Source organism: Streptomyces sp. NPDC107559, assembly GCF_055657365.1.
The window spans coordinates 17,429-43,147 of sequence record NZ_JBVKBD010000011.1 but is presented as its reverse complement, the minus strand read 5'-3'; the positions used below and the strand labels follow the sequence as shown (position 1 = coordinate 43,147).

The following is a 25,719-nucleotide window of genomic DNA, read 5'->3' as shown; positions in this document are numbered from 1 at the left end:
CCAGAGGGAAATTCCTCGCACCCCTCCGTGATCGCCGGTCCATGCCTGCATCCGCCCCTCGCCGCTCTACAGAGCACGCGTAGCCCGGCATGAAGATCATCATCGCCCCTCGGATCACGCCGGAGCACTGTCACGTGAAAAATGCACGAACTCTGTCGGCGCCGGCCGGGCCCCCAGCCCAGGGCACGCGGCGCCGGACCCGGTCCGGCAGTCGCCGTCGCACCCCCTGACCGCGTCGGGGAGCCGTCCTGCCAGATTCATAACAAAGATGTCCGCTAGATTGCTGTGCATATTGTTAACAATCTTGTAGCGTGCGTGACGCCTTCGCCCGACGCATCTGCGAAGCGCTCGGTTCTCAACGAGGGGAGACCCCATGCGGCGGCTCTCGGCGTCCCCTGGACGCCGCGCACGTGCACACACCTCACCGGCTTCGAGGAAGGACGCCCTGTGACCCGGAAGCAGCTGCTGAGAAGCGTGGCGATCGCGGGCTCCCTCGCGCTCACGACCGTCGTGATCCCGGCCTCCTTCGCGGAGGCTTCCGCGACGGCGCCGAAGCAGATCCGCGGCCAGGGCGCGGACCCGGAGGACGCCGCGCTGGCCTTCGACTCCGCCGCCTACACGACGATCACGGTGACCGTCGACGGCCGGCCGATGAACGTGCGCTGGTACAAGGAGATCTGCTACGTCGCGAAGCCGGTCGCGGCGGCGGCACAGCAGTCCGGTGGCCCCGGCGGCGGCAGCACCACGATCGAGAACACCGCCTGCGGCTACCAGAGCATGAACGTGTTCGTCCCCGAGAGCGCCTTCGACGACCAGCGCGCACCGATCTACTTCGCGGTGAACAACGCGGGCTGGATGGCCAGTTACATCAGGGCGAGTGTGACCGGCGGCGCGTCCTACAACAGTTCCACCAGCAACGTCGGCGCAGCGCTGAAGGCCGGATACGTCTTCGTCGACGTCGCCAACCGCAGCCGCGGACTGCTCGGTGCCGACGGCACGGCCCCCGGCAAGGCCCCCGCCGCCGCGGTCGACGCCAAGGCCGCCGTCCGCTATCTGCGCCTCAACGACGCCACGATGCCCGGCAGCGCCGAGCGGATCGTCATCAACGGAACCAGCGGTGGCGGCGCGCTGGTGTCGATCCTGGGCGCTTCCGGCAACAGCAGGGAGTACGACCCCTACCTCGCCCGGATCGGCGCCGCGGGCATCGACGCGAAGGGCCACAGCACCCTGCGCGACGACGTCTTCGCGGTCAACGCGTACTGCCCGATCACCGACCTCGGCAACGCGGACACCGCTTACGAGTGGCTGTACAACATCCTCGGCACCCGTGACACCACGGGCGAGAACCCCTCGCCCGAGGACGCCGCCGCGATCGCCGCCCGGTTCCCCGCGTACGAGAAGAGCCTCGGGCTGCGCAACCCCGACGGTTCCGCGCTCACCGCGGCGAGCATGCTCGACACCGTCAGGAAGGAGGTCGTCCGCTCCGCGGAGACCTATCTGAAGGCCGACCCCGCGCACACGATCCCGCAGCTCGGCGAGGACTTCGTCATCACGTCCGGTGGCTTCGGAGGCCCGCCCACCACCAAGACCTACGTCAACGACTGGATCGACGTCGACAACACCACCGACAAGGTGCTCTCGGTCGACATGACGAGGTACCTCGCCTTCGTCGCCACCCAGGCCACGCTCAAGACGACGCCCGCCTTCGACGCCGTGGGCGTCAACGGGAACACCACCAGCGGCACCGAGACCAACCTCTTCGGGCCCCCGACCCAGAAGTACATGAACTACACCGAGTACAGCTGGGACCACAACGACGTCGCGGGCGACGGCAGCGGGATCGACGACACCGGCCTGACCTGGGACCAGTACACCCGCAAGCCGAGCACCACCGTCGACGACCAGATCCACCTGATCGACCCGATGGACTTCATCGGCACCGCCGCCGACACCGCGCCGAACTGGTACGTCCGCAACGGCACCCGTGACCGCGACACCTCGTTCATCGTCTCGGTCAACCTCGACCGGGCACTCGAGGCGGACCAGCAGGTCAAGGACGTCGACTACCAGCTCGCCTGGAACCAGCCGCACGCCGGCAACTACGACGTGCCCGAGGCCATGGCCTGGATCGCCAAGGTCGTCCGCAAGGCCGGAAATCCCCTCGCGCCCGGCCACCACGGATAGCCGGACCGTTCGAGTAGCCGGACCGCTCAGTAGCCGGACCGTTCGAGCCGGTGCCCAGGACGCCGTGGATGCGTCGCCGTGCTCACGCACGACGGGAACCGGTCCGCACCGAACCCTTGAGGGCCCGCCGTCCGGGCCCTCAAGGGCGGGTATGCCCCCTGGTGACGGCCCCGTTCGGACCAGGTTCAGGCCACGAGCAGCCGGAGGCCGAGCTCCGCCGCGTCGAGGGCGACGAGGTCGCGGTTGCGCTGCGCCCACCGGCCCGAGGCCAGGTCCTCGCGAAGGCTGTTCACCGCCCGCCGCTCGGCCTGCGGCCCCACCCTGGTCCACACCGACACCGCGCGTCGCACCTGTTCGTCCAGGTACGCCTCGGGCCGCCGCCAGTAGGCCTCGAAGAAGCCGTCGGCGCAGTCCCACGGAATCAGCACCGGCTCCGCCCGGCCCCCGATCGCGCGGGTCAGGTCCGCCAGCGAAGGCCAGTCGACGAGAAGACCGGCGAACTCGGGCAGATAGTCACGGGTGAGCCAGAACCGCTCACGCCGTTCGGTGTCCCCGGCGTCGTACGTGACCACCACCACCCGGCGGGCCACGCGCCGCATCTCACGCAGCCCGGCGATCGGGTCCTGCCAGTGATGAACGGTGCTGAAGGCCATCGCCGCGTCGAACGACCCGTCCTCGAACGGGAGGCTCTCCGCGGTGGCCGCCACGCACGGCGCCGCACCCGCCGGACGCTGCCCCCGCATGACCGCCGACGGCTCCACCGCGGTCACGTCGCGGTCCGGCGGCTCGTAGGAACCGGTGCCTGCCCCGACGTTCAGTACCGTCCGCGCGTCCCCGAGCGCCTCCCAGACCCTCGCGGCGATACGCGGCTCGGTGCGTCGCGTCGCCGGGTAGGCGGACCCGATGGCGTCGTACAACTGCGCACCGAACACCTTCAGTTGTTCCTCCGGCGTCGTCCTGATCCCCATGGCCCGTGCCTCCAGTTCCCTGTCGATGGCCGTCACCGTCGCGGCGGCGCGGTCACGCTGCTCCATGAGCAGGCCGCGCAACCGGCGCAGATGCGCGACCGCGTCGGTGTCCGGGTCGTCGACCAGCTTCGCGATCTCCCGCAGCCCGAAGCCCAGTCGCCGATAGGCGAGCACCTCCCGCAGCCGCTCCACGTCGTCCGCCGAGTAGGCCCGGTATCCGGCCGCGGTCCGTGCGGACGGCCGTACGAGACCGACGGCGTCGTAGTGATGCAGCGTGCGCACGCTCACTCCGGCCAGCTCCGCCACATGCCCCACGCTCAGGTGCTCTTCCACGCCACCGACCATGCGGCATGACGCCGCGTGAGGGTCAAGCACCCGCCCTACTGGATGCTCCAGCGGTGCGGATGGGCGGGATTCCCCGGGCAGGAGAAGACGTTGAGCTCGCCCCAGCGGCCCACGGTGACCTCGGTCGGCCTCGCATGCGGGTGCGGCGGCAGGCCCTGCTCCTCCATCGGTCTCCAGCTGCCGCTCCCGCCGTCCCACTCCGAACTGTCGATGGTCAGCAGCAACTGCATCGGCTGCGCACAGGTGCGGCAGTCCATGGGGGCCGGGTCGGTGGTGTGCCAGGAGGCGAAGCCGCCGGCGCGCCAGCCCGGGGGGATCGACAGGTCGTACTGGTATCCGACCACCGAGGTGTCCTCCTCGTCGGCCGTGTCCCCGGCCTCCTCCTCCATGGCCTCGTCCCAGGCGTCGATCCGGGCGCACAGCTCCTCCGGGAGGAGACCGGCGAACTGGTAGGTGACCACCTGCTCCGGATGCAGCACGCACGGCTCCGGTACGTACCCGTCGTAGCCGACGACCTGCGGTTGCGGCGGCGCGGTCAGTACCTCGCTGACCTCCCAGGACCGGCGCCAGCGCAGGTCGAGCAGCATGCCGTGACGGCTCGGGCCGTGCGCGTCGAAGGGACACCAGAAGACCTGCAGCAGATCGCAGCCGTCCGGCCCGGCCGGCAGGTCGGGAATCTCCCTCCGGTACAGCTGCGCAAGACCGATCAGCGGCAGCGGGTCAGTCGCGGCAGCTCCTTCGACGCGTTGCTCCCGGTCGAGTTCGTCGAGCAGCCGGCGCTCCTCGTCGGTGGGACCGGGGTTCGCTTCACGGCGCCACGCGGAGGCGAGGATCTGCCGTTCCCGGTGGATGTCGGCCGGCCGCCGGCCGCGCGCGTGGCTGTGCGGCTCGGTGCATACCGGCCATGGCTCGTCCGACGGCCACAGCAGCGGACCGCCGACGGAACTCGTGGTGGCGTCCGGCCGTCCCGGGCGTGGATGGAGCCGGGTGGTGGTGCCTCGGTAGGCGGACAGCTCCGGGAAGAGCGCCTCGACGTCCAGCGGGCGCGGCGGTGTGGTCCTCGACATGCAGGTGACCTTAGGGCCTGATCCAGCGCCTCGCTCCGCTCAGGCCGAGCCAGCGCCTCGCTCCGCCCGGGACGTCCCGCTTGCGCAGCCTTCGGTGTCTCCCGGCCGCCCGGGCCTGTGCCGGTCTGTTCACATGGGGGTGCCGGAGTCTCCGGGACGGATGCGGCCGCGCCAGCCGGCGATGTCGCCGCCGCCTTCGACGTATTCCTTGAAGCGGTGCAGGTCTCCCTTGACCCGCCGGTCGATCACGCCCAGCGCGTCGGCCCCCTTCTCGGCCGCGCCGGTGGGCTCCACCTCCAACGTGAGTTCCACCCGGGTGTGCAGGTTGTCCAGCCGCTCGAACCGGACCGATCCGCGCTGCCGGGTGTCGCCGCCGACGGAGCGCCAGGTGATCCGGTCGTCCGGCAGCTGGTCGACGATCTCCGTGTCGAACTCCCGCCGCATCCCGCCGATGCTGGTGGTCCAGTGGTTGTGCCGGTCGTCGAGCTGCCTGACCTCCTCGACACCCTCCATGAACCGCGGGAACTCCTCGAACTGGGTCCAGTGGTCGTACGCCGTGCGTACCGGCACCTCCACGTCGACCGCTTCCTTGACGGTGCTCATGAAAATCTCCTCGCCGACTTGCCCACTTGCCCACTTGCCGTCATGCCTACATGCCGACTCATCGGCTCGTCGACTCGTTGCGATGGCCGGCCGCACCAGGTGTGCCGGCCGCCTTGTGTGTGCACGGCACCGAGTACCCGGCAGAGCGGCGCGAACCCAGGTATCCGCCCCGCATTGCGAAGGGAGGGACGGCCCAGGCACGAGTCCGCCCGGCCGGGGTCACGCGCGGGCCGACAGCAGCCGTGCGGGGCCACGCCTGCGGGCCGGGGCGAACGTGGCGACGGCCGCGTTGCGGCGAGCCGACTCGACCGCGGCGGCCTGATGCCTGGCCCGTTCCAGCAACGTCCTCAGCCTGGTCTCGTCCAGCGCCTTCGCCGGGGCGAACTGCAGGAGCGTCTGCCACAGCAGCATCTTTCCCTCGATCCCCAGGCGGAGGGTCTCCAGCTCGGTGACGCTGCTGAGCGCGGACCGCCCCCGCAGCCGCCCGTTGAGTTTGACCAGGCGTGCCTTCTCGGCGAGACGTCCGGCGTACACCTTGTGGCGCCGTTCCGGGACGCCGAGGTCGTCCATGAGCTCCAGCAGTGTCTGCCGGTCCTGCGCGATCTCGTGTGCCACGCGGCGCAGTTCACCTCCGTACGGCGAGCGGCGCAGGTGCTCGGCGATGTGACGGGACAGTTGCTCTCCGGCAGTGGCGCCGGCCAGATGGTCGTTGAGATAGATCCCCAGCAACTTGCGGTGCATGATGCTCTCCAGGGCGTTCAGACCTGCGTGAGACGCACGTCGACGGACCCGTCGGGGCCGACCCGGCAGGTGAACGGCGGCTGGGGTGCGGTCGCCGGGCCCTGGACGTTCACTCCGTCCGACAGGCGGAACCTGCTTCCGTGCCACGGGCATTCGAGACAGCCCTCGACGACCTTGCCGCCGTGCAGCGGTCCGTCCATGTGGCTGCAACTGGGTTGCCGCAGCGAAGGCGTCCGGGTGGGGGAGTTCGGCGTTCACCTTCCAGCCGCCGCCGAACCACCGGAACTCCTCGTGGGCGCGGTCGATCGCCGCGTCACGGTCGGGGTCGTAGCAGACCGGCAGTTGTCCGACACGCGGTTCGCCTGCGCCGCCGTGCCGGTCGAACGCTGCGGGCAGGCCCGCGTCCGGCTCCGTGGCGATGACGAGATCGGCCGTCACCGAGAAGTCGAAGCCGTCCCGCTCCGCGCCCACTACGTGATCCACCAGTGCACGGGGACCCGCCTGCTCCGTCATCGTCGTGTACCCGAATTGCACCATGGCCTCCGCGTCCCCGAATCGCCCGGGGCAAAACGAGCGAGGGCGGGGCGGCGGAGCCCGGTAGGCGGCCTTCGCTGTCGCGACGCGTGCCGTGACTCCCGTAGGTGTCGGCGTCTCCGCCCAGGGTAGTCGGGTGTCACGGACTCGGGGTGCCACGGACCCGTGCGAACCCGTGTGGGCGGCACGGGCAGGAGGGCGGCAGCAGGTGCGCACTGTGGGAGTGGAGGAGGAACTCCTTCTCGTGGATCCGGACAGCGGTGAGCCGAGGGCACTGTCGGCCGCCGTGCTCGCCCGTGCCGGCCAGGACGATCCCGGACAGGACGTCTTCGAGAAGGAGCTGTACGGGCAGATGCTGGAGTTCGCCACACACCCGCAGTCGCAGATGGCGGACCTCGGCGCCGAGATCGTTCGCTGCCGCAAGGAGGCGGCGCGGTACGCGGGCGGGATCGGGTGCGCGGTCGCCGCGCTCGCCACGTCCCCGCTGCCGGTCAGCCCGTCGCTCAGCGTCAACGAGCGGTATCAGTGGATGGCCGAACAGTACGCGATCGCCGTCCAGGAGCAGCTGGTATGCGGCTGCCATGTGCATGTCTCGGTGGAGTCCGACGAGGAGGCCGTGGCCGTGCTCGACCGGCTGCGGCCCTGGCTGGCGGTGCTGGGCGCGCTCAGCGCCAACTCGCCCTTCTGGCAGGGCCGGGACACCGGCTACGCCGCCTATCGCACCCGGGTGTGGGAGCGCTGGCCGTCGGCGGGGCCGACGGAGCTGTTCGGGTCGGCCGAGCGGTATCACCAGAGGGTGGCGGACATGGTGGCCAGCGGCGTCATCCTCGACCGGGGGATGGTCTACTTCGACGCACGCCTGTCCGCGGTCTACCCGACGGTGGAGATCCGGGTGGCGGACGTGTGTCTGCGTGCGGAGACCGCAGTGCTGGTCGCCGCGCTGGCCCGGGGTCTGGTGGAGACGGCGTCCCGCGACTGGCGGGCGGGCGGGCCACCGCCCGACCACGGCGTCAGTATGCTGCGGCTGGCTGCCTGGCAGGCCGCCAAGTCGGGCCTGGACCGGGACCTGCTCGACCCGGTGACCATGCGACCCCGGCCCGCCGTGGACGTGGTGCGTTCGCTGGTGGAACACATCGGGGACGCGCTGGAGGCGAGCGGCGACGCGGCCGAGGTCGAGGCGGCCCTCGCCGAGCTGCTGCGCCGCGGGAACGGCGCGCAGGAGCAGAGGCTGTGCATGCGGCGCACGGGCAGCCTGCGGGATCTCGTCGTCGAGTGCGTCGGGCACACCCAGGGCGACTGACCTGCGGTGCAGACTGTCGCCCGTCGGGAACCCTCCGCTACCGCGCCGGAGCAAGGGACTCGGTCGGCTGGACCGGGCCCTTCGCCACGTCCGCCATCGGCTTCTTGCCGAAGTAGAACCAGACGAAGGCGGCAAAGAGCGATCCGTTGAGCAGGAAGAGCACCCACAGCACCTTCGGTACAAAGCGGACCCGGTCCGCGGGGGTGCGGACGCAGTCGATCAGCGGCCACAGCGAGATCGCGGCCGCGAGGACGATCAGTACGAGGGTGGACAGTTCCGTCATCTGCAGCATCCGTCATTCCCCTTGCTCGGACTCGGGCGCCGTCTCGGAAACGGCGCTCACCCCCTCATCGGACGAGCCCCGCCGATCGGTTCACGAACGAGCGGGCGGGATACGACAAAGCCGCTGCTTCGTGTGAAGCAGCGGTCGGTGTCGTGTGTTTCTGGCTGTGGGCGGTGGGTTCGCCCGGTGCTGGTTGGTTTAGTACCAGTGGTGGGTCTGCCAGAAGTCCCAGGCCTGGGCGGGGCTGCCGTAGCGGGAGTTCATGTAGTCCAGGCCCCACTTGATCTGGGTGGCGGGGTTGGTCTTCCAGTCGGCACCGGCGGAGGCCATCTTCGAGCCGGGCAGGGCCTGCACGAGGCCGTAGGCGCCCGAGGAGGAGTTGGTGGCGGTGTGGTTCCAGCCGCTCTCGTGGGTGACGATCTGGTTGAAGGCGTTGTACTGGGCCGCGTCCGGGATCATCCGGTGCGCGATCGCCTGGGCGGAGGAGGCCGAGGTGGTCGCTGCCTGGGCCGGGGCCGCGGTCAGGGCCATGCCCGCGGCGGCGCCGGCGATGGCGACGACGGAGAGGGCCTTCTTCGGGCTGGCGATGCGGCGGATGACGGCGAGGGACACGGAGGCTCGCTTTCTTCGGGGACAAGGAGGTCGCTCGCTCGCCGGTGGGCCGTGTGTTCCGGTCCTGGCATGCGTCGGCACCGTGACCCCTGGGGGGTCGTGGTGCCTGGCGACGTCCTCAAGACAACCAGCCCCGACCGATGTCCGCAATGACCCCTTTTACTAGTTGTGGCCGCATTGGGGTGTTCGCCGGTCCGTGTGAGCTGGCTCTCAATCCCCAGGTCAGAGCATGGATGTGTGCCTAAACCTGCCTGTTTCTGTCCACTATCGCGGGTAGTGGGTGACGTGGGTCATGTGCGGTGCTTCACCGGTTCCGCGACACTGCGCGCACGGGGGCTCACGGAGCGGGTGGGGGAGATGTGACCGCGGTCTCGAAGCCGGCCCCGGCTTCGGGCATCGATCGGAGGACGGACCTTGATCAGCACAGCCGAGTACGCGGCCCTGTCCGCATCGGACATCGCGCGGCACGTCGACCGAGGTGACCTGTCGGCGCGCGAGGTCGTCACGGCCGCGCTGGCGCGGATCATGGAACGTGACGATGCCGTACGGGCCTTCACCGACGTCTGGGAGGAGCAAGCCCTCGCCCGGGCCGCGGAGGTCGACGCCAGGCTCGCTCGTGGCGCCGTACTGCCGCTGGCGGGAGTGCCGATCGGCGTCAAGGCCGGAGAGGGCGCCGACTCCTTCCAGAACCGGCGTCTGGCCGAGGCCGGGTGCGTGCCGGTCGGCGCCACCTCGGTGCCGCGCACCCGGCAGGGCTGGCAGACCTACGGGCACACCGACCGCGGTCCCACCCTCAACCCGCTCGATCCGGCCTGGTCGCCCGGCGGATCGTCGGCCGGGTCCGCGGCCGCCGTCGCCGCCGGCCTCGTACCCATGGCCAGCGGTTCGGACGGCGCCGGCTCGGTACGGATTCCCGCCGCGTGGTGCGGGATCACCGGCTTCAAGCCCACCAATGGGCTGCTGCCCTCCCGCGACCGGGCCGGTCTGAACTCGCCGGGTGTGCTGGTCCGGAGTCCGCTGGACGCCGTCGCCTATCTGGACGCGGTTGCCTCCGTACGGACCGCCTCGGCGGAGCCGGCACCGCCGCCGACTGCCGCCTGGTCGGCCGACTTGGGGTATGCCGACACCGACTCCGCCGTCGCCGCCGTGGCCCGTCGCGCCGTACGGATCCTTGCCGACCAGGGCATTCTCGCGGTGTCGGCGGACCGGCCGCTGACCCTCGACGATCCCGCCCCGGCCTGGACGGCCCTGCGGGCGGGCGGCAGGCTGCCCGCGGACGTGGCCCGTGCCGTCGCGGGCAACGCCGCACGCCTGCGGGACCGTTTCGCCCACGCCGACCTCCTCCTCACGCCCACCACACCCCACCCGCCGCACGGCCACGACGGCCCCGGAGCGCGGATGAGTGTGGCACTGACCTGGGCTTTCAACATCACGGGACACCCCGCGCTCAGCCTGCCCGCAGGACGCACCGCGCGCGGCGAACCGGTCGGCCTGCAACTGGTCGCGCCCCATGGCGCCGACGCCCGGCTCCTGGACGTGGCCGACCGTGCCGCCCGTGCCCTGTCGACCTGTGCGGCCGCTCGGGGCGGGGGATGCGCGACGTAGGCTGGAGACCGAGGCTCCGAGAGGTCGCCCTCTTCAGGGACGGCACCCGCGCGGCGCGCCGGCCGGGGTGCAGCCCGTCTGACCGGCATCGCCCCGCCCCGGCCACGGCCTTCGTGCTCAGCCGACGGGCGGGCGGCGATCGGTCCAGGGGTGGGCGAGTTCGAGCGTGCGGGACACCTGGAGCAGGAGGTCCTCGCGCCACGGCGCGGCGACGATCTGCACGCCGACGGGCAGCCCGGTGCCGGTGTCGTGATGGACGGGCACCGAGATCGCCGGCTGGCCGGTCACGTTGAACACCGACGTGAACACCCCCAACGGGTAACTGTTCAGCAGGGCCGCCAGGGGATGGTCGTCGGTGCCTGCCCGCCAGGCGCCGACCCGCGGCGGCAGGCAGGCCGTCGTCGGCGTGACCAGCAGGTCGAAGCCGGCGAGGAAGCCCTCGACGATGCGTCGCGACAACTCCTGGGCCTTGCGCACCCCTTCCGTGTAAGCCCACGAGTCGACGGCCCGTGCCGCGGCCCGCAGGGCGCGACTGTGGGGCTCGACCCGGTCCGGATCCGCGAGCGGGACGCCGCTGCCGCCGACGTTCCAGATGGTCATGAACGCCGCCACCAGTTCGTCGGCCGGGGGCAGCGGGAGGGGGGTGTCGACGACGTGGTGACCGGCCGACTCCAGCGTGCGCAGCGTGACGGCGACGGCCGCGGTACACGCCGGGTCCACGGCGATCCCCGCGATCGGAGAGTCGGTGAGCACACCGATCCGCAGCCCCGTCGGCGCCTCCGTCCTCAGCAAGGAGGCGAAGGACCTCCGCGGGTCGGGCGGTGACCACCACAGGCCGGGATCGTGGCGCGCCAGCACATCGAGGGCGGCCGCGGTGTCCGCCACCGTGCGGGTGAGCACACCGCTGGTGCCCAGACCCTCCGCGCCGACGGTCGCGTTGCCGACCAGACCGCGGGTGGGTTTGAGCCCGACGAGCCCGTTGCACGACGCGGGGATACGGATCGACCCGCCACCGTCCTCGGCATGGGCGATCGGCGCCATCCCGGCGGCGACGGCGACACCCGCTCCGCTCGACGACCCGCCCGGCGTGCGATCCGGGTCCCACGGGTTGCGCGAGATGCCGAGTGTCTCGTTCTCGGTGAAGGGCAGGGCGCCGAACTCGGAGGTGGTGGTCTTCCCGAGCAGGACGAACCCGGCGTCCACCAGCCGTCGTACGACCGGGTCCGACGCCGTGGCCGGTGCCCGCCCGGTGCCGGCGGAGCCATGGGTGGTGGGCCAGCCCGCGACGTCCACCAGGTCCTTGACCGGCAGCGGAACGCCGTGGAACGGCGGGAGGTCGTCGGTCGACGCGGCCCGCGCCACCGCGTCGGTCGCGTCGGCCGCGGCTTTGCGGACGTCGTCGTCGGCCCGGTGACAGAAGGCGTTGAGCCGCGGGTCGAGTTCGTCCATCCGCTCGAGACAGCGGTCGACGACCTCGACCGGGCTCACCTCCTTGCGGCGTATGGCTGCGGCGAGTTCGACGGCCGGGGTGAACGGGTCGATCGGCGTGTGCGTCACGAGCGGTCCCTTTCTGGTCCGCGGTGCTTGCAGGAGCCGTCAGTGTCGGCGCGTCCGCTCCATCCCGTCTTGGACGAATGTCGCGGTAGGTTGGCGTCATGCGATCCGCCGGGCCGGTTCCCGATGCCGCTGCGGTGTGGGACATCGCCACGCCGTCCCAGCCCGGCTTGCTGCCCGGCGTCGGCATGGCCGGATTCCGGGGTCGCACCACGGACCCCGTCGACCTGGACATCGTTCCGTACCCGGCCGTCACGGTCGCCGTCGACCTGGGCGACGGACTGCTCGCCGTCGACGACGGCAACGGCTGGCGGCAGAACGGCAGTTTCGTCCTCGGACTCGCCTCGGGCGGTGTCCGGGGCCGCGGCCGTGACATCGACTGCCTTCAGGTGCGCCTGTCACCGGTGGTCGCGTACGAGGTGCTGGGCGGCGCCTTCGCCGAGGCGAACGGCACGATGGTCACCCTCGAGGACCTCTGGGGCCGCGAGGGCACGCGGACGCGGGAACAGTTGCACGCTGCCCGCTCCTGGGAGGACCGGTTCGCGATCGCGGCGGCGGCGCTCGTCCGACGGTACGAGACAGGCCGGACGGTCGAGCCCGAAGTCGCCTTCGTATGGCGGCAGATGGTGGCGAACCTGGGCGGGGTCCGGGTCGAGCGGCTGGCGGCCGAGGTCGGCTGGAGCCGTAAGCGCCTGTGGTCCCGGTTCCGGTCCCGGATCGGTCTCAACCCCAAGCGTGCCGCCCAGCTGGTCCGCTTCGACCACGCGGCCCACCGGCTGGCCGCGGGCCACAGCGCGGCACGGGTGGCGGCGGAGATCGGCTATGCCGACCAGTCCCATCTGCACCGCGATGTCATGGCGTTCGCAGGTGTGACACCCACGGCCGTCGCGGCCGCGCAGTGGCTCGCGGTCGACGACATCGCGTGGGCCGCTCCCGCATATCTGTCCAGATCCTGATCCGACGGTCCACCGCGTGGCCACCGTCCGCCAGGGAGGTCGAATGGGAACCGCTGTCCGGGCGTGGTTCTGCGTCTGGTTCGTCGTGGGCGCGCTGGGCTCGCTCGGTCTGCTGACCGTGCTGACCGTCGGTCCGTTTTTGCTGCCCGTCGCGATCGCGGCGGCAGCGCTGCTGGCCGTGCGGCGCGGCTCGTCGGCCGGGCTTCCGGGCCTGGTCTCCGGGCTCGGCGTACCGCTGCTGTACGTGGCCTTCCTCAACCGCGACGGCCCGGGGAACGTGTGCACCACGACGGCCTCCGGCCAGTCCTGCGTGGACGAGTTCGACCCGTGGCCGTGGCTGGCCGCGGGCACGGTCCTCTTCCTCGCCGGGATCGTGCTCGCCGTGGTCCTGCGGCGCCGGACGGGCGGCCGAGGCCCGGCACTAGGCTGACACCGTGACGGACGTGGCGAACGAACTTCAAGACGCGAAGCCGGAGTTCGGGAGGCCGAGCCTGTGGCGGCAGCGGGATTTCCTGCTGCTGTGGAGCGGTCAGACGGCCAGCGAGATGGGTTCGGCGGTCACCCAGCTCGCGTTGCCGCTGGTCGCGGTCGTCGCGCTGAACGCGAGCACGTTCGAGGTCGGGCTGCTGACCGCCGCCACCACGGCGGCGTTCGCGCTGATCGCGCTGCCCGCGGGCGCGCTCGTGGACCGTGGCTCCAGACGATCCATCATGATCGTCTGCGATGTCCTCCGGCTGCTGATCATCGGCTCGGTCCCGGTGGCGGCGGCCCTCGGCACCCTGACGATGACCCAGCTCTACGTCGTCGCCGCCGCGGCCGGTGTGTGCACGGTGTTCTTCGACGTCTCGTACCAGAGCTACGTGCCCTCGCTGATCGGCGCCGAGTACCGGATGGAGGCCAACGGCAGGCTGGGGACGACCCAGGCGTTCGCGCAGTTCGCGGGACCCGGCGTGGGCGGGGGACTGGTCGCGGTGCTCGGTGCGGCGGGGGCGATGGCCGCCGACGCGATCTCGTACGCGGTCTCCGTCACCGCGCTCTTCGGCATCAGGACGCGCGAGGAGCCACCGCCCGCGCGGCGGCCCGACGAGACGCTGCGCAGCCAGATCGCCGAGGGACTGCGATTCGTCGTCGGGCACGAGGTGCTGCGGAAGGTCGTGGCGTGCACGGGCACCGCGAACCTGTTCAACGGCATGAGCACGGCACTGGAGATGATCTTCTTCGTTCGGGTGCTGCACATCCCTCCCGCGCTGATCGGGCTGATCACGGCGGGCACGGCCGTCGGCGGGATCGTCGGGGGAGCCCTCGCCGGCCGGCTCGCCAGGAAGATCGGCTCGGCACGGATCATCTGGATGTCGATGCTGGTGTTCAGCGCGCCGCAGATCGTCGCGGTGGCGGCCTGGCGCGGCTGGGGTGTGCTGCTGGTCCCGCTGGGCTGGGGCATCGCGTACTTCGCCGGGATGGTCTACAACGTCGCGCAGCTCAGCTACCGGCAGTCGGTGACGCCTCCCGAGCTGATGGGCCGGATGAACGCGGCCGTCCGCTGGGTCGTGTGGGGCACGCTGCCGCTCGGCGGCATTCTCGGCGGAGTGCTCGGCACACAGATTGGCGTGCGGCCCACGCTCGGACTGGCACTGGTCGGTTCGTGGGCGGCTGGCTGGTTCGTGTTCTTCTCCCCGCTGCGCCACCTGCGTGACGTTCCCGCACCCGCCGTCTGACGGAGCCGCAGTTGCCGCCGGAGTGAGTGTCGAATCCATCATGCCTGGCCGAAGGCCGTTTGCGGTAGGACGGAGCGCACGTGCGTCCGGGCATGTCCCCGGACGGTGCATGTGACCTGCGGAAATGTCGAATAATCGCCGTAGCGAATGCGTGGCGATGGCGCACCGTTGGCGCGCGTCTTCCTACGCTCCCTCCATGGCATACGTGCAGCCGCTGAAGAACAAGGCCGGCGAGGTCACCAGCTACGGCGTGAAATGGCGCCTCGGTGGCTCGCGTACAGGGCCGTGGCAGACGGAGCGATTTGCCGGCGACGAGGAGGGTGAGGCCGCGGCTGAGGTCTTCAAAGACGCCGTCAATGAGTGTGGCCAGCGATGGCCGGCGGGCTGGGTGAAAGGCATCGGGTTCATTGATCCGGCTGCCAGCGTCTCCGACGAGAGCCGCTACCGCTTCCGGGCCTATGCCCTGACCTACGTGGAGCAACGGACCGGCGTCGGGGAGCAGTACCGCAATGACTGCCGTCGAATGCTGGAGCGGTGGATCTTCCCAACGTTCGGGGAGTGTGACGTGCGGTCCACGGAGCACTTCAACTCGGGAACAGTCACGGCCTGGGTGCGCGTCCTGGAGCAGACGCAGGTTTGCAAGGGGCCGATCCCGATGAAGGGCGAAGTGAAGTGGAGACGGATGTCGCCGAAGACCATCCGCAAGCTGCACGGCCTCCTGTCGGCGATCCTGAGCTGGGCGGTCAAGGCTGAACCACCGTTGAGAGACCGCAACCCCTGCGAGCTGACCCGCTTGCCCCGTGAAGACGACGATGGCGCCGAGGGCGAGGACGTTCAGTTCCTGACTCCCAAAGAGGTGGAGGGTTTGATCGCGTCGTTTCGGTACCGTCCCGACCAGCTGCTGACCACGGTCAAATACGGCACCGGAATGAGGTGGAGTGAAATTTCAGCCCTCGCTCCGGAGTGCCTAGTCGACTGGGGCACGGACCGGCCGAAGATCCGTGTCATGCGGGCATGGAAGCGTGACGGCAACAGCGGCTTCTACATCGGTGTGCCGAAGTCCAAACGTTCCCGGCGTACCATCCGCGTCTCAAAAGCCGTAGTTGACGCCATCGACGAACTTGGCGGTCCGGATGAGGAGAACCCGACCCGCCTGTATTTCGGTGTAGACGGGCGGCGCCTGCACTACTCGTCGTACTACGACCAGTGGCAGCGTGCGGTGAGGGGAGCGAAGAAAGCTGGCTTGCTGCCTAAGCAGAAGAACCCGACCCCCCACGACTTGCGGCACAGCCACGCTGCGCTTCTCCTCTCCGAGGGGCGAGGTCTGACTTACGTACAGCGGCGCCTGGGGCACGAGTCCATCCGGACGACCAGCGACACGTATGGGCACTTGCTGCCCGAGGCGGACGACGAGGCGATGGATGTAATTGACCAGTCGCTAGGCCGCAACAGGCCGGCGCGGCCTGCCAGGGAGAAGGCGATCGTCTACACGGTGCAGGTGCCGGGTGCAGAGCGGCTCGGCTTCTGGAACGTGGAGCACGCACGCTTCCTGGTGGAGGTGTGGCGCATGGAGAGCCGCCAGACACTGGCGGTCGAGCCCTGGTCGGAGATGCAGTGGCGGGAGCGGATGCCGCGCAAGTTCGGGAAGGTGCGGAGGGCACTTCCGGAGCGGGCGCGGGTGTGGCAACTTGGGCCAGCAATCTACGGTCCGGACGGTGAACAGCAGTCGGGTCCGGCCGGGGCGCACGAGCTGCGGGAGAGCTGGTTCTGGGAATGGGACCCCCAGTTCACCGTGGCGTCTGCTCACACTCATGCCGCGTACCGGCCGTCGCCGTCGGTGCAGACGGAGGCTGCCGCGTGGGGAGTTGACCCCGACCAGGTTCGCAAGGCGTATGTGCTCGCGCGTACGCAGGCATTGAGGATGTGCGGCCTGCACCCGGCCCTCGCTGGGATGGGAGAGGGCGGCGGGCGGGCAGGGTCAGCGGTTCACACCGACTCCTGACGGGTCCAGGTCGACAGGGTGTAGAAGAGTGACCGGCCGGGGGCCACAGTGGCCCCGGCCGACCGTCGGCTGCATGACGCCCTCGGTGGTTGCGGTGAATCGCTCGTGGCCGCCGGCGAGCACTTGCTCGATGAGGACGTTGTAGTCCGAGGTGACTTCGCGGTAGTTGGTCTGGAGGGTGTCGTGCTGGCGGCGCAGCTGGGCGAGAGCGGCCTGCGCCTCGTCGGCGGTACGGGCCAGGCTGCGCATACGCAGGTTGTGCGTGTTCTCGATCCGTTCCGCCCGGCGCTCGCGCGTGGTGATTGCCTGCTCGCGCCTGTCGAGCTCTTCGGAACGCTGGCGATGCTGCTCGGCGAGGACGCGCACGTCCGCCTTGGTGCGCTCCTCGTGCTGACGGAGCCACCGTTTCAATGCGACCAGGACGACGGTGGTGGCCATGGTGATCGTGAGGGTGGCTCCGACGTTGAGGCCGAGCAGGTCGCTTTCGAGGTAGTCGGTGTCGACGCCGCGGACGACTACACCCCCGACAAGCCCGCTGGCGCCGGCCGCGGCGAGCGGGCCGACTGATCGCTTCGTCATTTCTGGGTTACCCCCTTGCTACGGCGGCCTCCCCGTCCGTGCCGTGACGATCGATATCTCGCTGTAGACGCTGCGCCTGCTCCATGGATGGGATCAGCATGTCTCGGATCGTGGGGTGGGTGACACCCAGGAGATCCGCGGCCGTCTCGGGCGAGACGGGGGGACGGTTTCGTGAGGTTACAGCGCCATTTGCTCCATTTGCACGATCTTCGTCGGGGATGATGCCCGCCGCTCGCAGGAGCTCGGACGTATCGACGTCCAGCACCCTTGCGATGGTCTGGTATAGGTGCAGGCCAGGCAGGGTTTCGCCGTTGACCCAGCGGCCGATGGTCCAGACCGAGACGCCCATTTCCTCGGCGAGTCGCGCCCGGCCCGTCCCGAATCTGTTCATATCGAACCGCGCCTCGGTCGCAAGATGTTCGAAAACCTTGCCGAAGCGCTCGGCCGCCGTTTCGGTCGCTGGTTCCGGTGAGCTCATGTGCACCTCCGCCACCAGCTCCACGTGTGGGAATTTTCCTTGCTCCGCATGGATGGAGGCTAACGCCAGACCGGCTGCTCCCTGGGTTGTGCATGGGTGCACAACCCGCAGGTAGGAGTGCGTGTGGTGGATCACCGCTGGTAGTGAGCCTCAGCGCGCCCGTTTGCACCCCTAAAAAACACACTAATTCCCTTCCTGGTGTCTTTCCTTGTGTGCACGCGTGCACATGATCTAGCTTGTGCAGAGCTGCACAACTAGTGCATCCCTGCACAACTGGAGGGAGGCTCCGTGGCCCGTCCCGTGCTCCGCCTGGCTGAGAAAGCCCTTCGCAACCTGGCCGCCGCACGCGGCCTTGAGACACACGAAGAAATCGCCGACTACGCAGGCGTCAACCGCTCCACGCTCACGCGCAACATGGCCGGCACGACGGTCCCGCGGCTGATGACGCTGGTCCTGCTGGCCAGGGCGTACGGGTGCACGATCGACCACCTCGTGCTCGTCACCGGCGAGGCCGAGACATGACGCCCCGGCCGCACTGCTCCTGCACCGAGGTGCAGAACGTCAGCCTCAAAGAGGCCGCGACGCGGCTGCGCTGCCGGGAACGGTGGCTGCTCGACATGCTGCGCAAGAGCCGCATCCCGCACATGAAGTGCGGAGACCAGCGCGTGCTGTGCCCGTGCGACCTGCTCATCGCAATGCAGCTGTGCAGCGTCGCAGTCATCCAGGCCGCCGACCAGGCCGAGCCCCAGAACGCCGACGCCTCCGCGGCGCCGGACCTGCACCGCATCCGCCCCTCGCGGGCGAGACGCAAGAGCCGCGCATAGCGGCGACGGGGCAGCCCAGACCCTCGCACGGTCCAGACGGCCCCGCCACCAGGAACCTCAACCACTAGGCGAATTGAGGCCCTTATGACCCAGAACCTTACCGGGGATGAGGCAGCGACTGCCGCCCCCGCGCACCAGCTCGTGAACGACCCCGAGCCGAGTTCCGGCCGCCGTGCCGCCGGGGGCGGTGACGACCGGTGAAGGACGTCGCCCAGCTGATCATCCAGCTCCTCGCCCTTGCGTGCTTCCTCGCTCTCCCCGCTGCCGTCGTCCAGGCCGCCCGGCGTGAGAGCCACCCGGAGCGCCGCCGCCTGACCCTGCCCGAGCAGGCCGACCGCTGGAGCGGGGGTGCCTCGTGACGCACAACCCGAGGCGCTGCCGCCTGTGCGGCAGCATCGGCCATGGCCCCGTCCGTGCCGCCGTCCGCAATGCCCTGACCAGGCAGACCCGCAGCAACGGCGAGAACGGGGGCTGCAAGTGATGGGCGATCAGAACCAGGCCGACCACGTCGCGGCCGCCTACCGGTGCCAGGAGCAGCCCGGTACCGAGATCCTCGTCCACGTCTACGCCAGCAGGCAGGGCGCCGATGCCGTCGTGCGCGGCGTGAACAACGGAAAGTACTCCGCCTACCGGCCGTACGGCTCGTTCCAGGCGTCCGCTCACCCCGCCCGGGACGGTTGGGCCGTCTGGGCCCGGTCTGTCGACGTGCCCAACCTGGCGCCGCTGGTGTGGACGCGGACGGTGCGTCTGCCCGACTACGGCAGCCAGGCAGGGTACGAGGGCGTACAGATCGTAGAGGTGCGGATCTCCGCTCGCTGCCCGGTCTGCGGCGGCCCCCGCGGCGAGACCCGCCCCGACCGCTTCGTCCGAGACGGCGCGACCCACACCCGCGACAGGTGGAAGAACCCGTGCGGCCACGAGGACCGCTACCGGGATGTGCTGCGCGAGGCCCGGCACGGTTCGGACCTCCATCGCCGTGGGGTGCCCCGGGGCGATGAGATCCGGCCCGTCGAGGGCGGCCGGTACGCGAGGGCGGTCGAACTGCTCGTCGCGGAGCTCGCCTGTGACCCCTGGCTGAGCGCGAAGAGGGCGCTGGTCCTGCTCGACGACGCCAGGCAGCGCGACGCCGCTGAAGCCGTCCGGCAGTTCAGGACGGACAACCCCAGCGGACCCAACACGTCGGCGAAGTCCGCCGCGCTCTACCTGGTCCACCTGGACACCGAAGCGCGCACCTCTGACATCGGCACGACCACGGGGGACGAGAAGTGACGATCGCACCTGAGCTGCTGTTCGACCTCGCCGACCTGCCGCCGGTGGGTCTGCCCTACGCGCCGACGGCCCGGCTGGTCCTGCCCGCCGGCGACATGGACGACCCGGAGTTCCGCGCCCGGTGGCTGGCGGTGCGCCGGGAGGGCATCGGCGGCAGCCACGTCGCCGCGATCTGCGGCCTGAACAAGCGGTGCAGCCCGCGCCGTGTGTACGAGGAGTGGCACGGCTTCACGAAGCCCGACAACAGGTTCATGCGGTTCGGGCGGCGGATGGAGCCCGTGATCGCGGCAGAGTTCGAGGAGGAGACCGGCCTCAAGACGGCGATGCCGCCCGGGACGCTCGCGCACATCGAGCATGACTGGGCGCGCTCCAACGTCGACCGGTTCGTCCTCGACGCCGCCGGTCAGGTCGTCGCCCCGCTGGAGTGCAAGAACCACTCGGAGTTCGTCGCCCGCCAGTGGGTGGACGAGAACGACCCGCCCGAGGCCGCTGCGCTTCAGGCGCACTGGAACACCCTCGTCGGCGGCTGGAGCCACTCGTACGTCGCGGCCGTCATCGGCGGCAACCGGCTGCTGGTGTGGCGGCAGGAGCGTGACGAGGAACTGCTGGAGCACCTGCTTGAGTTCTGCGGCTCCTGGTTCCAGCGGCACATCGTCGACGGCTTCCCGCCGCCCATCGACGGCTCGAAGGACACCGCAGAGCTGCTGGCGCGGCTGTGGGAGGTCAAGCCCGAGTCCGTCGAAGAGGTGGACGTCGAGACGGCGAACCGGCTGCTGAGCGATTACGAGCGGCTCGGCGCCGAGCTGAAGGCCGCCGAGGACAAACTCCGCGCGGTTGAGAACGAGATGCGGGACATCGCGGGGCCGAGCGAGATCGTCAAGGACCCCAGCGGCCGGATCGTCTGGACGAACCGGCAGAACTCCACCTTCGCGCCGAAGCGGTTCACCGAAGCCGAGCCCGCCCTGGCCGCCCGCTACACGGTCCAGAAGGACGGCCTCGACACCAAGCGGCTCAAGGCCGACCACGGCGACCTCTACCGCAAGTACCAGGCCCGTCAGCTCCGCCCGGCCAAGCCGGCCACGACCACGAAGGGGGCCTGACCATGGCCAAGTTGAGTCTGCTGGAGAAGGTCAAGGTCGCGACTGGCGTAGCCCCGGATCTGGCCGCCGAGCCGGTCGGCGTGCCTGAGCAGGTCGCCGACCTCAAGGGCCATGAGCAGGTCACCCCGCCCATGAACCGCACCGTCATGGAGTGGCTGGAGCGGTACGCGGCGGAGTTCGACGACGCGCTGCCGCCGCACATCGACCGGGCCACGTTCTTCGCGGCCGTCCGCCCGGCCCTGCCCCGCCTCGCCAGTTGCACGCCCGCCAGCACACTGGACGCGCTTCTGGCCTGCGCCCGCTTCGGCCTCCTGCCGGACGAGAAGCACGCGGTCATCACCCGTGAAGGCAAGCTCGCCCGGTTCGTGCCGATGGCGCAGGGATTCATCGACCTGATGTACCGCTCCGGTGCGGTCCAGTCGGTCCATGTCGGAGTGATCCGCGAGCACGACGAGTTCCGCTACGTGCCGACCGCCCCGGTCGGCGAGGACTTGGTGCACGAGCCGGACCTGCGCAAGTCGAAAGAGGAGCGCGGCGAGGTGATCGTCGCGTACGCCTTCGCCTGGCTGAAGGGCGGCGCCCGCTCGCAGGTCATCGCTCTGACCCGCCAGGACGCGGAGGAGATCCGCGACCAGTACAGCGAGGCGTACCAGCGGGCCAAGGCCGAGGGCCGCGTGGACACGTTCTGGCACACGCACTTCGTCGAGATGTGGATGAAGTCCGCTGTGCGCCGTCTGGCCAAGGTCGTGCCGATGAGCGCCTGGGCGGTCGCCCTGGTGAAGGCCGACGACGCCGGTGACGCCGGGGAAGCGCAGTCCTTCCACGCCCCGGACCAGGAGACGGCGCGCCTGCTCGCGGAGGCCGACGCGGCCTCGGCGGCCGCCGAGGAGTCCCAGGACACCGCGGCACCCACCATCACCCGTCGGCTGCCCGTGAAGCGGGTGCAGCCCCGCCGGAAGGCCTCTCGCAGGGCCCGCCGAGGAAGGAGTCGTGCGGCATGACCGCTCTGCCCTGGACCCGTAGGCCGATGGTCGGCTTCGACGTCGAGTCGACCGACCTGGATGTCGAGACGGGCCGCATCGTCACCGCCAGCGTCGTCCGCTGGGGCGGCAACCTGCCGACCGAGGCGCGTACCTGGCTGTCCGACCTCGGCGGTGCGGAGATCTCCGCCGACGCCACGGCGATCCACGGCATCACGTCCGAGGCGGCCCGCGCTGCGGGCCGCCCGGCGGCCGACGTGATCGGGGAGATCGCCGAGGCCCTGTCGGAGTACGCGGCGATGGCGTACCCGATCGTCGTGATGAACGCCCCGTTCGACATGACGATGCTGGAGCGGGAGTGCACCCGCCACCGCGTGCGGTCGGTGTGGAACTCGACCCCCGTCATCCTCGATCCGTACGTGCTGGACCGGCGAGTGGACCGGTACCGCAAGGGGAGGCGGACGCTGGCCGCGCTGTGCCAGCACTACGCCGTCAAGCTGGATGGCACCGCCCACACCAGCGAGGTCGACGCCAAGGCCGCGTGCGGCGTGACCTGGAAGATCGGCGAGCGGTACCCGCGGATCGGCCGCCTCGACGTCGGCGAGCTCCACGAGCTCCAGGCCCGCTGGGCTCAGGAGATGCACGAGGAGCGCCTCGCCTGGCAGTTGGAGAAGTACGGCGAGTGTGACGAGGCGCGGTACGAGTGGCCGTTCGTCCCTGAGCCCTGGGGGGCCAGGACGTGACGGAGACGTTGCTCCAGGTCGGTTCCGCAGGCTGCTTCGCGGCCTGCGGTGCCCTCCTCCTGGCCGCCCGCAGCTGCGGCCGTCGCGCGGCGGCGGTCACCGCCCCGCCCGCGCGCCTTCACCTCAGCGAGGTCGAGGCCACCTCGTCCTCGCCGGGGACCGGCGTCCTCGAGGACCTCCATCTCTACGGCGGATGCCGGGCGGACCTGCTCGATGCCGCCGAGTTCCGCTACTGCCCGGAGGACCTCCGGGTGACCACGCACGCAGTTCAGGCAGACGGCTCCCGCCGCTGCACTGACTGCCACCTGATCTCGGGGGACACATGAGCATGTACGACGACGGCCCCACGCACGAGCCGTTCGGCCCGGAGTACGTCAGGCCGGCGAACGCGGACTGCCCGGACTGCGCGTGCTGCACCGTGGTGCTGTGCGCGAAGGGCCGGGCGAGCGTTCTGGAGTGCTCCGGTCACGTCAGCGACGCGGAGCTGACCGAGCAGGTGTCGCACTGCCCGTGCTCGGCGGAGTCGACGCGCGGCACGCTGTCCTGGCGGGCCGCGATGATCCGCGCGACGACGTTCGCGACGGAGAAGCCGCTGCGGGCGGAGCTGGAGCAGCTCCTTCAGCTCGTTGCCGGTGGCGAGAGCTGCGGCGAGCTCGTTGCGCTGCTGCCGAAGCTGGCGGTGCGCCGCTACGTGGCGTGGGCGCCGCCTTCGGGCACGCCGAGGGTGACGGACTTCGGGCGGGCCTACCTGGACGCCCGGACGGGCCCGCGCGTCGAGTCGGCGGTGTCGGTGCTGTCCGTCGATGTCGACGCCCGCACGGCGCAGGTGCTCGTCCAGGCGTTCAGCCCCGATGAGCCGGTCACCGCGCTCATGGATGTGCTGGCCAACAGCCGGACCGGGCTGAGGCCGGCGGACCTGCCGTCGGCGACGCTGTCCGCCGAGGTCAACCCGGGCGCCCGCTCGGCGGACGACGTCGTGCTCACGAAGGTCCGTACCCCGGCCCTGGAGGTCTCCGCCCCGCCGGACACGCCGGATGGTGGGCAGTGACCGGAGACCGAGAGCGGGGCGAGCAGCTTCTGCGGCTGCTCGCCCCCGCGGCGGCCGAGTCGTGGGGCACCGTCATCCTCGGCGAGCCGCACAGCAAGGCCCGGCCGCGCTTCGACACGAACGGTCACGCCTACATGGACCCGGCGGACGCCGAGGCCGAGCAGGCGAAGAAGTGGCAGCTGCGCCGTTGGTTCCGGCGCGGCCCGCTCACCGGGAATGTGGCCCTGGGCTGCATCTTCTACCGGTCGTCGCGGCAGGAGATCGACGGCGACAACTTGCTCAAGCACGTGTGCGATGCCGGTAACAGCATCTTGTGGGTCGACGACTCGCAGATCACCTCGAAGTACGGCGGGATCGAACTCGACCGCAGCCGGCCCCGGACCGTCCTCGTCTTGGCCCCGCACGTCTCGACCATGCAGCGCGGCACGGACTACGTCCTCGACTGCGTCGGCTGCGGACAGCCGTTCACGCCGTCCCGCAGGACTCAGCGGCGCTGCTCCCGGGGCTGTGCGGCTGCGGCCCGCCAGGTGAAGGCGGGTGGCGCATGAGGTGCTCGGTGGAGAACATCTTGCGGGTCCTGGAGAGCGAGACGGTGTCGGATGCCGAGCTGGCGTTCCGTCTCGGCTGCCGGCGCGGCATGGTCGCCGCGTGCCGTGCGTCGTTGCGCCTGGAGCCGATGCCGCTGCCGGTCGTCGACCGGCTGACGCCCGAGCTGCGGTACGTGGTCGGGGCCGTGCTCACCTCGGGCGGTCACCGCCGGTGGACCGGCCGCGTCACGCGTGACGGGGTGCCGGTCATCGACGCGCACACGACCGCCTATCAGGTCGCGTTCCGCATGGCGCACGGCCGCGCCCCCGTCGGGCATGTCCGGGTCGGCTGCGTCCGCAAGCACTGCGTCGAGGGCTCGCACCTGACCGACTGGCTGATGCGTGAGTCGGCGAAGGCGGATGCAGCATGACGGTGACCTTGGAGGAGTGGCGGGCCGTGTTCCTGGCCCGCTCCCGCCGTGTCGCGGGCGGCCACCGGGTGTGGCGGGGTGCGTGCGCGGCGAGCGGCACGCCGCTGGTGTTCGTCCGCAAGGAACGGATCACCGCAGCCCGGCTGGCGTTCCGGCTCGCGCAGGGCCGTGAGCCGGTCGGCTACGCCAAGGCCGGCTGCATCCGGTCCGGTTGCGTTGAGCCTGCCCACCAGGCCGACCGGCCGATGCGGGAGGAGCAGAGGGCACGGGAGCGCGCGGAAGCCGCCCTGTGCGTCGACGAGTACGCCGTCGACCTCGCGGTGAAGGGGCGGCTCCCCAGGCCGCGGCTGAGCCCGGAGGAGAAGCGGGCGGCTGTCCGCCTCGCCCCGGCGACGATGCCGCTCATCACGCTGGCCCGCCGGATCGGTGCCTGCACGCGCACGGTGAAGCGGCTCCGCGCGGAGGTGACGGCACCGTGAGCCCGGAGAAGTGGGAGCGGATCGCCCAGCTCTTGAAGGCGGGGCCGATCTCGAACAGCGAGGCGGCCCGTCGGCTGGGTGTGGACAAGCGGCCCGTTGCCGCAGTCCGGCGGGATCTGGGCCTGCCCGCGTACGAGGTGCCGCGCCGTCTGTGGGGGCGGGAGGACTACGAGCAGCTGTCCGTGCCGCTGACGGGCGGTCACCGCCGATGGAAGGGCCGGTACGACGAGTTCGGGGTGCCGATGGCGAACCGGATGATGACGGCGTACCGGCTGGCGTTCCGTGTGCACTACGGGCGTCCGCCGGTCGGCCGTGTCCAGGGGAGCTGCCGGTACAAGCGGTGCGTCGAGGGCGAGCACCTGACGGACCGCATCATTCGGACTGCGCGGGCGGACGAGTCGACGCTGACGGAGCTGCCCGCCGGGGCGACGCACGAAGGCATGGACCTGGTGGCGATCCGGCGGTGCCTGCGTCGCCCCGCCCCGTGGCCCGAGCTGGACCTTCGCGAGGCCCGGTTCGCGTTCCGGTTCGCCGACCCGGCCATGTCGTCGGCGGAGCTCGCGCGCCGGCTCGGTCTGTGCGCGACCACCGTCGAGCGGTACCGGTCCAAGGGGGTGCCGTCGTGCTGACCGCCCCTCGCCGCCCCCACTGCGGCCACAGACGCGGACAGCGTCCGGACGCTGTCCGGACGGCCGTCCGCGCCGCTACGGGTCCGGCCCCGTGTCACCTCGCTGACCTGCCCGGACACGTGTCCGGACACGTCCGTGGATGTTCGTCCGGCCCCGTCCGGAC

29 protein-coding genes and 2 pseudogenes are annotated in these 25,719 nt (G+C 70.6%); 20 read left to right on the top strand and 11 right to left on the bottom strand.

Translation table 11 applies throughout. From position 1 onward, the window contains the following. Positions 1–447 precede the first annotated feature (447 nt). Positions 448–2,184, top strand: coding sequence for a subtype B tannase (locus ACZ7OY_RS28770; RefSeq protein WP_471914070.1), 1,737 nt, complete (start codon positions 448–450; stop codon positions 2,182–2,184). A gap of 185 nt (positions 2,185–2,369) precedes the next feature. Here ACZ7OY_RS28770 and ACZ7OY_RS28765 read toward each other — a convergent pair whose 3' ends face one another. The 6 genes and pseudogenes from ACZ7OY_RS28765 to ACZ7OY_RS28740 all read right to left on the bottom strand — a co-directional run. Continuing rightward, a complete protein-coding gene (locus tag ACZ7OY_RS28765; protein ID WP_471914069.1) occupies positions 2,370–3,497 on the bottom strand; it encodes a MerR family transcriptional regulator in 1,128 nt (375 codons plus the stop codon). Positions 3,498–3,532: 35 nt separating this feature from the next. Next, positions 3,533–4,564: a hypothetical protein gene (locus ACZ7OY_RS28760; protein ID WP_471914068.1), complete on the bottom strand. Its 1,032-nt coding sequence runs from the start codon at positions 4,562–4,564 to the stop codon at positions 3,533–3,535. Between the two features lie 129 nt (positions 4,565–4,693). Continuing rightward, positions 4,694–5,167 carry an SRPBCC family protein gene (locus tag ACZ7OY_RS28755; protein WP_471914067.1) on the bottom strand — a complete coding sequence of 158 codons (474 nt, stop codon included), beginning with the start codon at positions 5,165–5,167 and terminating at the stop codon, positions 4,694–4,696. Between the two features lie 219 nt (positions 5,168–5,386). After that, positions 5,387–5,908, bottom strand: a complete 522-nt coding sequence (locus ACZ7OY_RS28750) for a hypothetical protein (protein ID WP_471914258.1) — start codon at positions 5,906–5,908, stop codon at positions 5,387–5,389. A 17-nt stretch (positions 5,909–5,925) separates the two neighbouring features. Then, a pseudogene (locus ACZ7OY_RS28745) lies at positions 5,926–6,117 on the bottom strand (Rieske (2Fe-2S) protein); the annotation flags it as partial. A gap of 1 nt (position 6,118) precedes the next feature. Then, positions 6,119–6,340, bottom strand: a pseudogene (locus ACZ7OY_RS28740) (LLM class F420-dependent oxidoreductase); the annotation flags it as partial. 310 nt (positions 6,341–6,650) lie between these two features. Here ACZ7OY_RS28740 and ACZ7OY_RS28735 point away from each other — a divergent pair. Then, the gene (locus tag ACZ7OY_RS28735) at positions 6,651–7,742 is read left to right on the top strand and encodes a glutamate--cysteine ligase 2 (RefSeq protein WP_471914066.1); all 1,092 of its coding nucleotides are present in this window, start codon (positions 6,651–6,653) and stop codon (positions 7,740–7,742) included. 37 nt (positions 7,743–7,779) lie between these two features. Here ACZ7OY_RS28735 and ACZ7OY_RS28730 read toward each other — a convergent pair whose 3' ends face one another. After that, on the bottom strand, positions 7,780–8,034 hold the full coding sequence (locus tag ACZ7OY_RS28730; RefSeq protein ID WP_471914065.1) for a hypothetical protein: 255 nt from the start codon (positions 8,032–8,034) through the stop codon (positions 7,780–7,782). A 189-nt stretch (positions 8,035–8,223) separates the two neighbouring features. Beyond that, positions 8,224–8,637, bottom strand: a complete 414-nt coding sequence (locus tag ACZ7OY_RS28725; RefSeq protein WP_471914064.1) for an aggregation-promoting factor C-terminal-like domain-containing protein — start codon at positions 8,635–8,637, stop codon at positions 8,224–8,226. Between the two features lie 414 nt (positions 8,638–9,051). Between ACZ7OY_RS28725 and ACZ7OY_RS28720 the strand changes: the two genes are divergently transcribed. Next, positions 9,052–10,242 (top strand): amidase, encoded by a 1,191-nt coding sequence (locus tag ACZ7OY_RS28720; protein WP_471914063.1) that lies wholly within the window; start codon positions 9,052–9,054, stop codon positions 10,240–10,242. Positions 10,243–10,359: 117 nt separating this feature from the next. On the opposite strand, the gene ACZ7OY_RS28715 is transcribed toward ACZ7OY_RS28720, so the two are convergent. Next, a complete protein-coding gene (locus ACZ7OY_RS28715; RefSeq protein WP_471914062.1) occupies positions 10,360–11,799 on the bottom strand; it encodes an amidase in 1,440 nt (479 codons plus the stop codon). 98 nt (positions 11,800–11,897) lie between these two features. Here ACZ7OY_RS28715 and ACZ7OY_RS28710 point away from each other — a divergent pair, with 98 nt between their 5' ends. The 4 genes from ACZ7OY_RS28710 (at position 11,898) to ACZ7OY_RS28695 (ending at position 16,469) form a co-directional block, all read left to right on the top strand. Next, positions 11,898–12,752, top strand: coding sequence for an AraC family transcriptional regulator (locus ACZ7OY_RS28710; protein ID WP_471914061.1), 855 nt, complete (start codon positions 11,898–11,900; stop codon positions 12,750–12,752). A gap of 43 nt (positions 12,753–12,795) precedes the next feature. After that, entirely contained in the window at positions 12,796–13,182 is a 387-nt protein-coding gene (locus ACZ7OY_RS28705) for a hypothetical protein (RefSeq protein ID WP_471914060.1), read from the top strand. Between the two features lie 4 nt (positions 13,183–13,186). Then, positions 13,187–14,467 (top strand): MFS transporter, encoded by a 1,281-nt coding sequence (locus tag ACZ7OY_RS28700; RefSeq protein ID WP_471914059.1) that lies wholly within the window; start codon positions 13,187–13,189, stop codon positions 14,465–14,467. 196 nt (positions 14,468–14,663) lie between these two features. Continuing rightward, a complete protein-coding gene (locus ACZ7OY_RS28695; protein ID WP_471914058.1) occupies positions 14,664–16,469 on the top strand; it encodes a tyrosine-type recombinase/integrase in 1,806 nt (601 codons plus the stop codon). Here ACZ7OY_RS28695 and ACZ7OY_RS28690 read toward each other — a convergent pair. Both ACZ7OY_RS28690 and ACZ7OY_RS28685 read right to left on the bottom strand, forming a co-directional pair. After that, entirely contained in the window at positions 16,446–17,048 is a 603-nt protein-coding gene (locus ACZ7OY_RS28690) for a hypothetical protein (RefSeq protein ID WP_471914057.1), read from the bottom strand. The two genes, ACZ7OY_RS28695 and ACZ7OY_RS28690, sit on opposite strands and share 24 nt — an antisense overlap. 7 nt (positions 17,049–17,055) lie before the next feature. After that, positions 17,056–17,550 carry a helix-turn-helix transcriptional regulator gene (locus tag ACZ7OY_RS28685; RefSeq protein WP_471914056.1) on the bottom strand — a complete coding sequence of 165 codons (495 nt, stop codon included), beginning with the start codon at positions 17,548–17,550 and terminating at the stop codon, positions 17,056–17,058. A 264-nt stretch (positions 17,551–17,814) separates the two neighbouring features. On the opposite strand from ACZ7OY_RS28685, the gene ACZ7OY_RS28680 reads away from it, so the two are divergent. The 13 genes from ACZ7OY_RS28680 (at position 17,815) to ACZ7OY_RS28620 (ending at position 25,556) form a co-directional block, all read left to right on the top strand. After that, complete coding sequence (locus tag ACZ7OY_RS28680) at positions 17,815–18,048, top strand: helix-turn-helix domain-containing protein (RefSeq protein WP_471914055.1); 234 nt, start codon at positions 17,815–17,817, stop codon at positions 18,046–18,048. Further along, positions 18,045–18,350 carry a hypothetical protein gene (locus tag ACZ7OY_RS28675; protein WP_471914054.1) on the top strand — a complete coding sequence of 102 codons (306 nt, stop codon included), beginning with the start codon at positions 18,045–18,047 and terminating at the stop codon, positions 18,348–18,350. The genes ACZ7OY_RS28680 and ACZ7OY_RS28675 overlap by 4 nt, the downstream gene beginning before the upstream one ends. A gap of 197 nt (positions 18,351–18,547) precedes the next feature. Next, on the top strand, positions 18,548–18,709 hold the full coding sequence (locus tag ACZ7OY_RS28670; RefSeq protein ID WP_471914053.1) for a hypothetical protein: 162 nt from the start codon (positions 18,548–18,550) through the stop codon (positions 18,707–18,709). Between the two features lie 121 nt (positions 18,710–18,830). After that, positions 18,831–19,619: a hypothetical protein gene (locus ACZ7OY_RS28665; RefSeq protein WP_471914052.1), complete on the top strand. Its 789-nt coding sequence runs from the start codon at positions 18,831–18,833 to the stop codon at positions 19,617–19,619. Then, complete coding sequence (locus ACZ7OY_RS28660) at positions 19,616–20,719, top strand: YqaJ viral recombinase family nuclease (RefSeq protein ID WP_471914051.1); 1,104 nt, start codon at positions 19,616–19,618, stop codon at positions 20,717–20,719. Before ACZ7OY_RS28665 ends, ACZ7OY_RS28660 begins: the two co-directional genes overlap by 4 nt. A 2-nt stretch (positions 20,720–20,721) precedes the next feature. Next, on the top strand, positions 20,722–21,720 hold the full coding sequence (locus tag ACZ7OY_RS28655; RefSeq protein ID WP_471914050.1) for a recombinase RecT: 999 nt from the start codon (positions 20,722–20,724) through the stop codon (positions 21,718–21,720). Beyond that, a complete protein-coding gene (locus ACZ7OY_RS28650) occupies positions 21,717–22,442 on the top strand; it encodes an exonuclease domain-containing protein (protein WP_471914049.1) in 726 nt (241 codons plus the stop codon). Before ACZ7OY_RS28655 ends, ACZ7OY_RS28650 begins: the two co-directional genes overlap by 4 nt. Then, the gene (locus ACZ7OY_RS28645; RefSeq protein ID WP_471914048.1) at positions 22,439–22,768 is read left to right on the top strand and encodes a hypothetical protein; all 330 of its coding nucleotides are present in this window, start codon (positions 22,439–22,441) and stop codon (positions 22,766–22,768) included. The genes ACZ7OY_RS28650 and ACZ7OY_RS28645 overlap by 4 nt, the downstream gene beginning before the upstream one ends. Next, on the top strand, positions 22,765–23,490 hold the full coding sequence (locus ACZ7OY_RS28640; protein WP_471914047.1) for a hypothetical protein: 726 nt from the start codon (positions 22,765–22,767) through the stop codon (positions 23,488–23,490). Before ACZ7OY_RS28645 ends, ACZ7OY_RS28640 begins: the two co-directional genes overlap by 4 nt. Then, positions 23,487–24,038, top strand: a complete 552-nt coding sequence (locus tag ACZ7OY_RS28635; RefSeq protein ID WP_471914046.1) for a RusA family crossover junction endodeoxyribonuclease — start codon at positions 23,487–23,489, stop codon at positions 24,036–24,038. The genes ACZ7OY_RS28640 and ACZ7OY_RS28635 overlap by 4 nt, the downstream gene beginning before the upstream one ends. Positions 24,039–24,046: 8 nt before the next feature. Further along, positions 24,047–24,448, top strand: a complete 402-nt coding sequence (locus tag ACZ7OY_RS28630) for a hypothetical protein (protein WP_471914045.1) — start codon at positions 24,047–24,049, stop codon at positions 24,446–24,448. Next, entirely contained in the window at positions 24,445–24,927 is a 483-nt protein-coding gene (locus ACZ7OY_RS28625) for a hypothetical protein (protein WP_471914044.1), read from the top strand. The genes ACZ7OY_RS28630 and ACZ7OY_RS28625 overlap by 4 nt, the downstream gene beginning before the upstream one ends. Further along, a complete protein-coding gene (locus tag ACZ7OY_RS28620) occupies positions 24,924–25,556 on the top strand; it encodes a hypothetical protein (RefSeq protein WP_471914043.1) in 633 nt (210 codons plus the stop codon). The genes ACZ7OY_RS28625 and ACZ7OY_RS28620 overlap by 4 nt, the downstream gene beginning before the upstream one ends. The last annotated feature ends 163 nt before the right edge of the window (positions 25,557–25,719 follow it).

What these genes read in the sequence shown, in the direction of transcription:
- ACZ7OY_RS28655 (WP_471914050.1), top strand. Translation starts at nt 20,722, where the DNA reads ATGGCCAAGTTGAGTCTGCTGGAGAAGGTCAAGGTCGCGACTGGCGTA.
- ACZ7OY_RS28730 (WP_471914065.1), bottom strand. Translation starts at nt 8,034, where the DNA reads ATGCTGCAGATGACGGAACTGTCCACCCTCGTACTGATCGTCCTCGCG.
- ACZ7OY_RS28705 (WP_471914060.1), top strand. Translation starts at nt 12,796, where the DNA reads ATGGGAACCGCTGTCCGGGCGTGGTTCTGCGTCTGGTTCGTCGTGGGC.
- ACZ7OY_RS28650 (WP_471914049.1), top strand. Translation starts at nt 21,717, where the DNA reads ATGACCGCTCTGCCCTGGACCCGTAGGCCGATGGTCGGCTTCGACGTC.
- ACZ7OY_RS28665 (WP_471914052.1), top strand. Translation starts at nt 18,831, where the DNA reads ATGGGCGATCAGAACCAGGCCGACCACGTCGCGGCCGCCTACCGGTGC.
- ACZ7OY_RS28695 (WP_471914058.1), top strand. Translation starts at nt 14,664, where the DNA reads ATGGCATACGTGCAGCCGCTGAAGAACAAGGCCGGCGAGGTCACCAGC.
- ACZ7OY_RS28710 (WP_471914061.1), top strand. Translation starts at nt 11,898, where the DNA reads ATGCGATCCGCCGGGCCGGTTCCCGATGCCGCTGCGGTGTGGGACATC.
- ACZ7OY_RS28690 (WP_471914057.1), bottom strand. Translation starts at nt 17,048, where the DNA reads ATGACGAAGCGATCAGTCGGCCCGCTCGCCGCGGCCGGCGCCAGCGGG.
- ACZ7OY_RS28760 (WP_471914068.1), bottom strand. Translation starts at nt 4,564, where the DNA reads ATGTCGAGGACCACACCGCCGCGCCCGCTGGACGTCGAGGCGCTCTTC.
- ACZ7OY_RS28750 (WP_471914258.1), bottom strand. Translation starts at nt 5,908, where the DNA reads ATGCACCGCAAGTTGCTGGGGATCTATCTCAACGACCATCTGGCCGGC.
- ACZ7OY_RS28640 (WP_471914047.1), top strand. Translation starts at nt 22,765, where the DNA reads ATGAGCATGTACGACGACGGCCCCACGCACGAGCCGTTCGGCCCGGAG.
- ACZ7OY_RS28765 (WP_471914069.1), bottom strand. Translation starts at nt 3,497, where the DNA reads ATGGTCGGTGGCGTGGAAGAGCACCTGAGCGTGGGGCATGTGGCGGAG.
- ACZ7OY_RS28675 (WP_471914054.1), top strand. Translation starts at nt 18,045, where the DNA reads ATGACGCCCCGGCCGCACTGCTCCTGCACCGAGGTGCAGAACGTCAGC.
- ACZ7OY_RS28755 (WP_471914067.1), bottom strand. Translation starts at nt 5,167, where the DNA reads ATGAGCACCGTCAAGGAAGCGGTCGACGTGGAGGTGCCGGTACGCACG.
- ACZ7OY_RS28625 (WP_471914044.1), top strand. Translation starts at nt 24,445, where the DNA reads ATGACGGTGACCTTGGAGGAGTGGCGGGCCGTGTTCCTGGCCCGCTCC.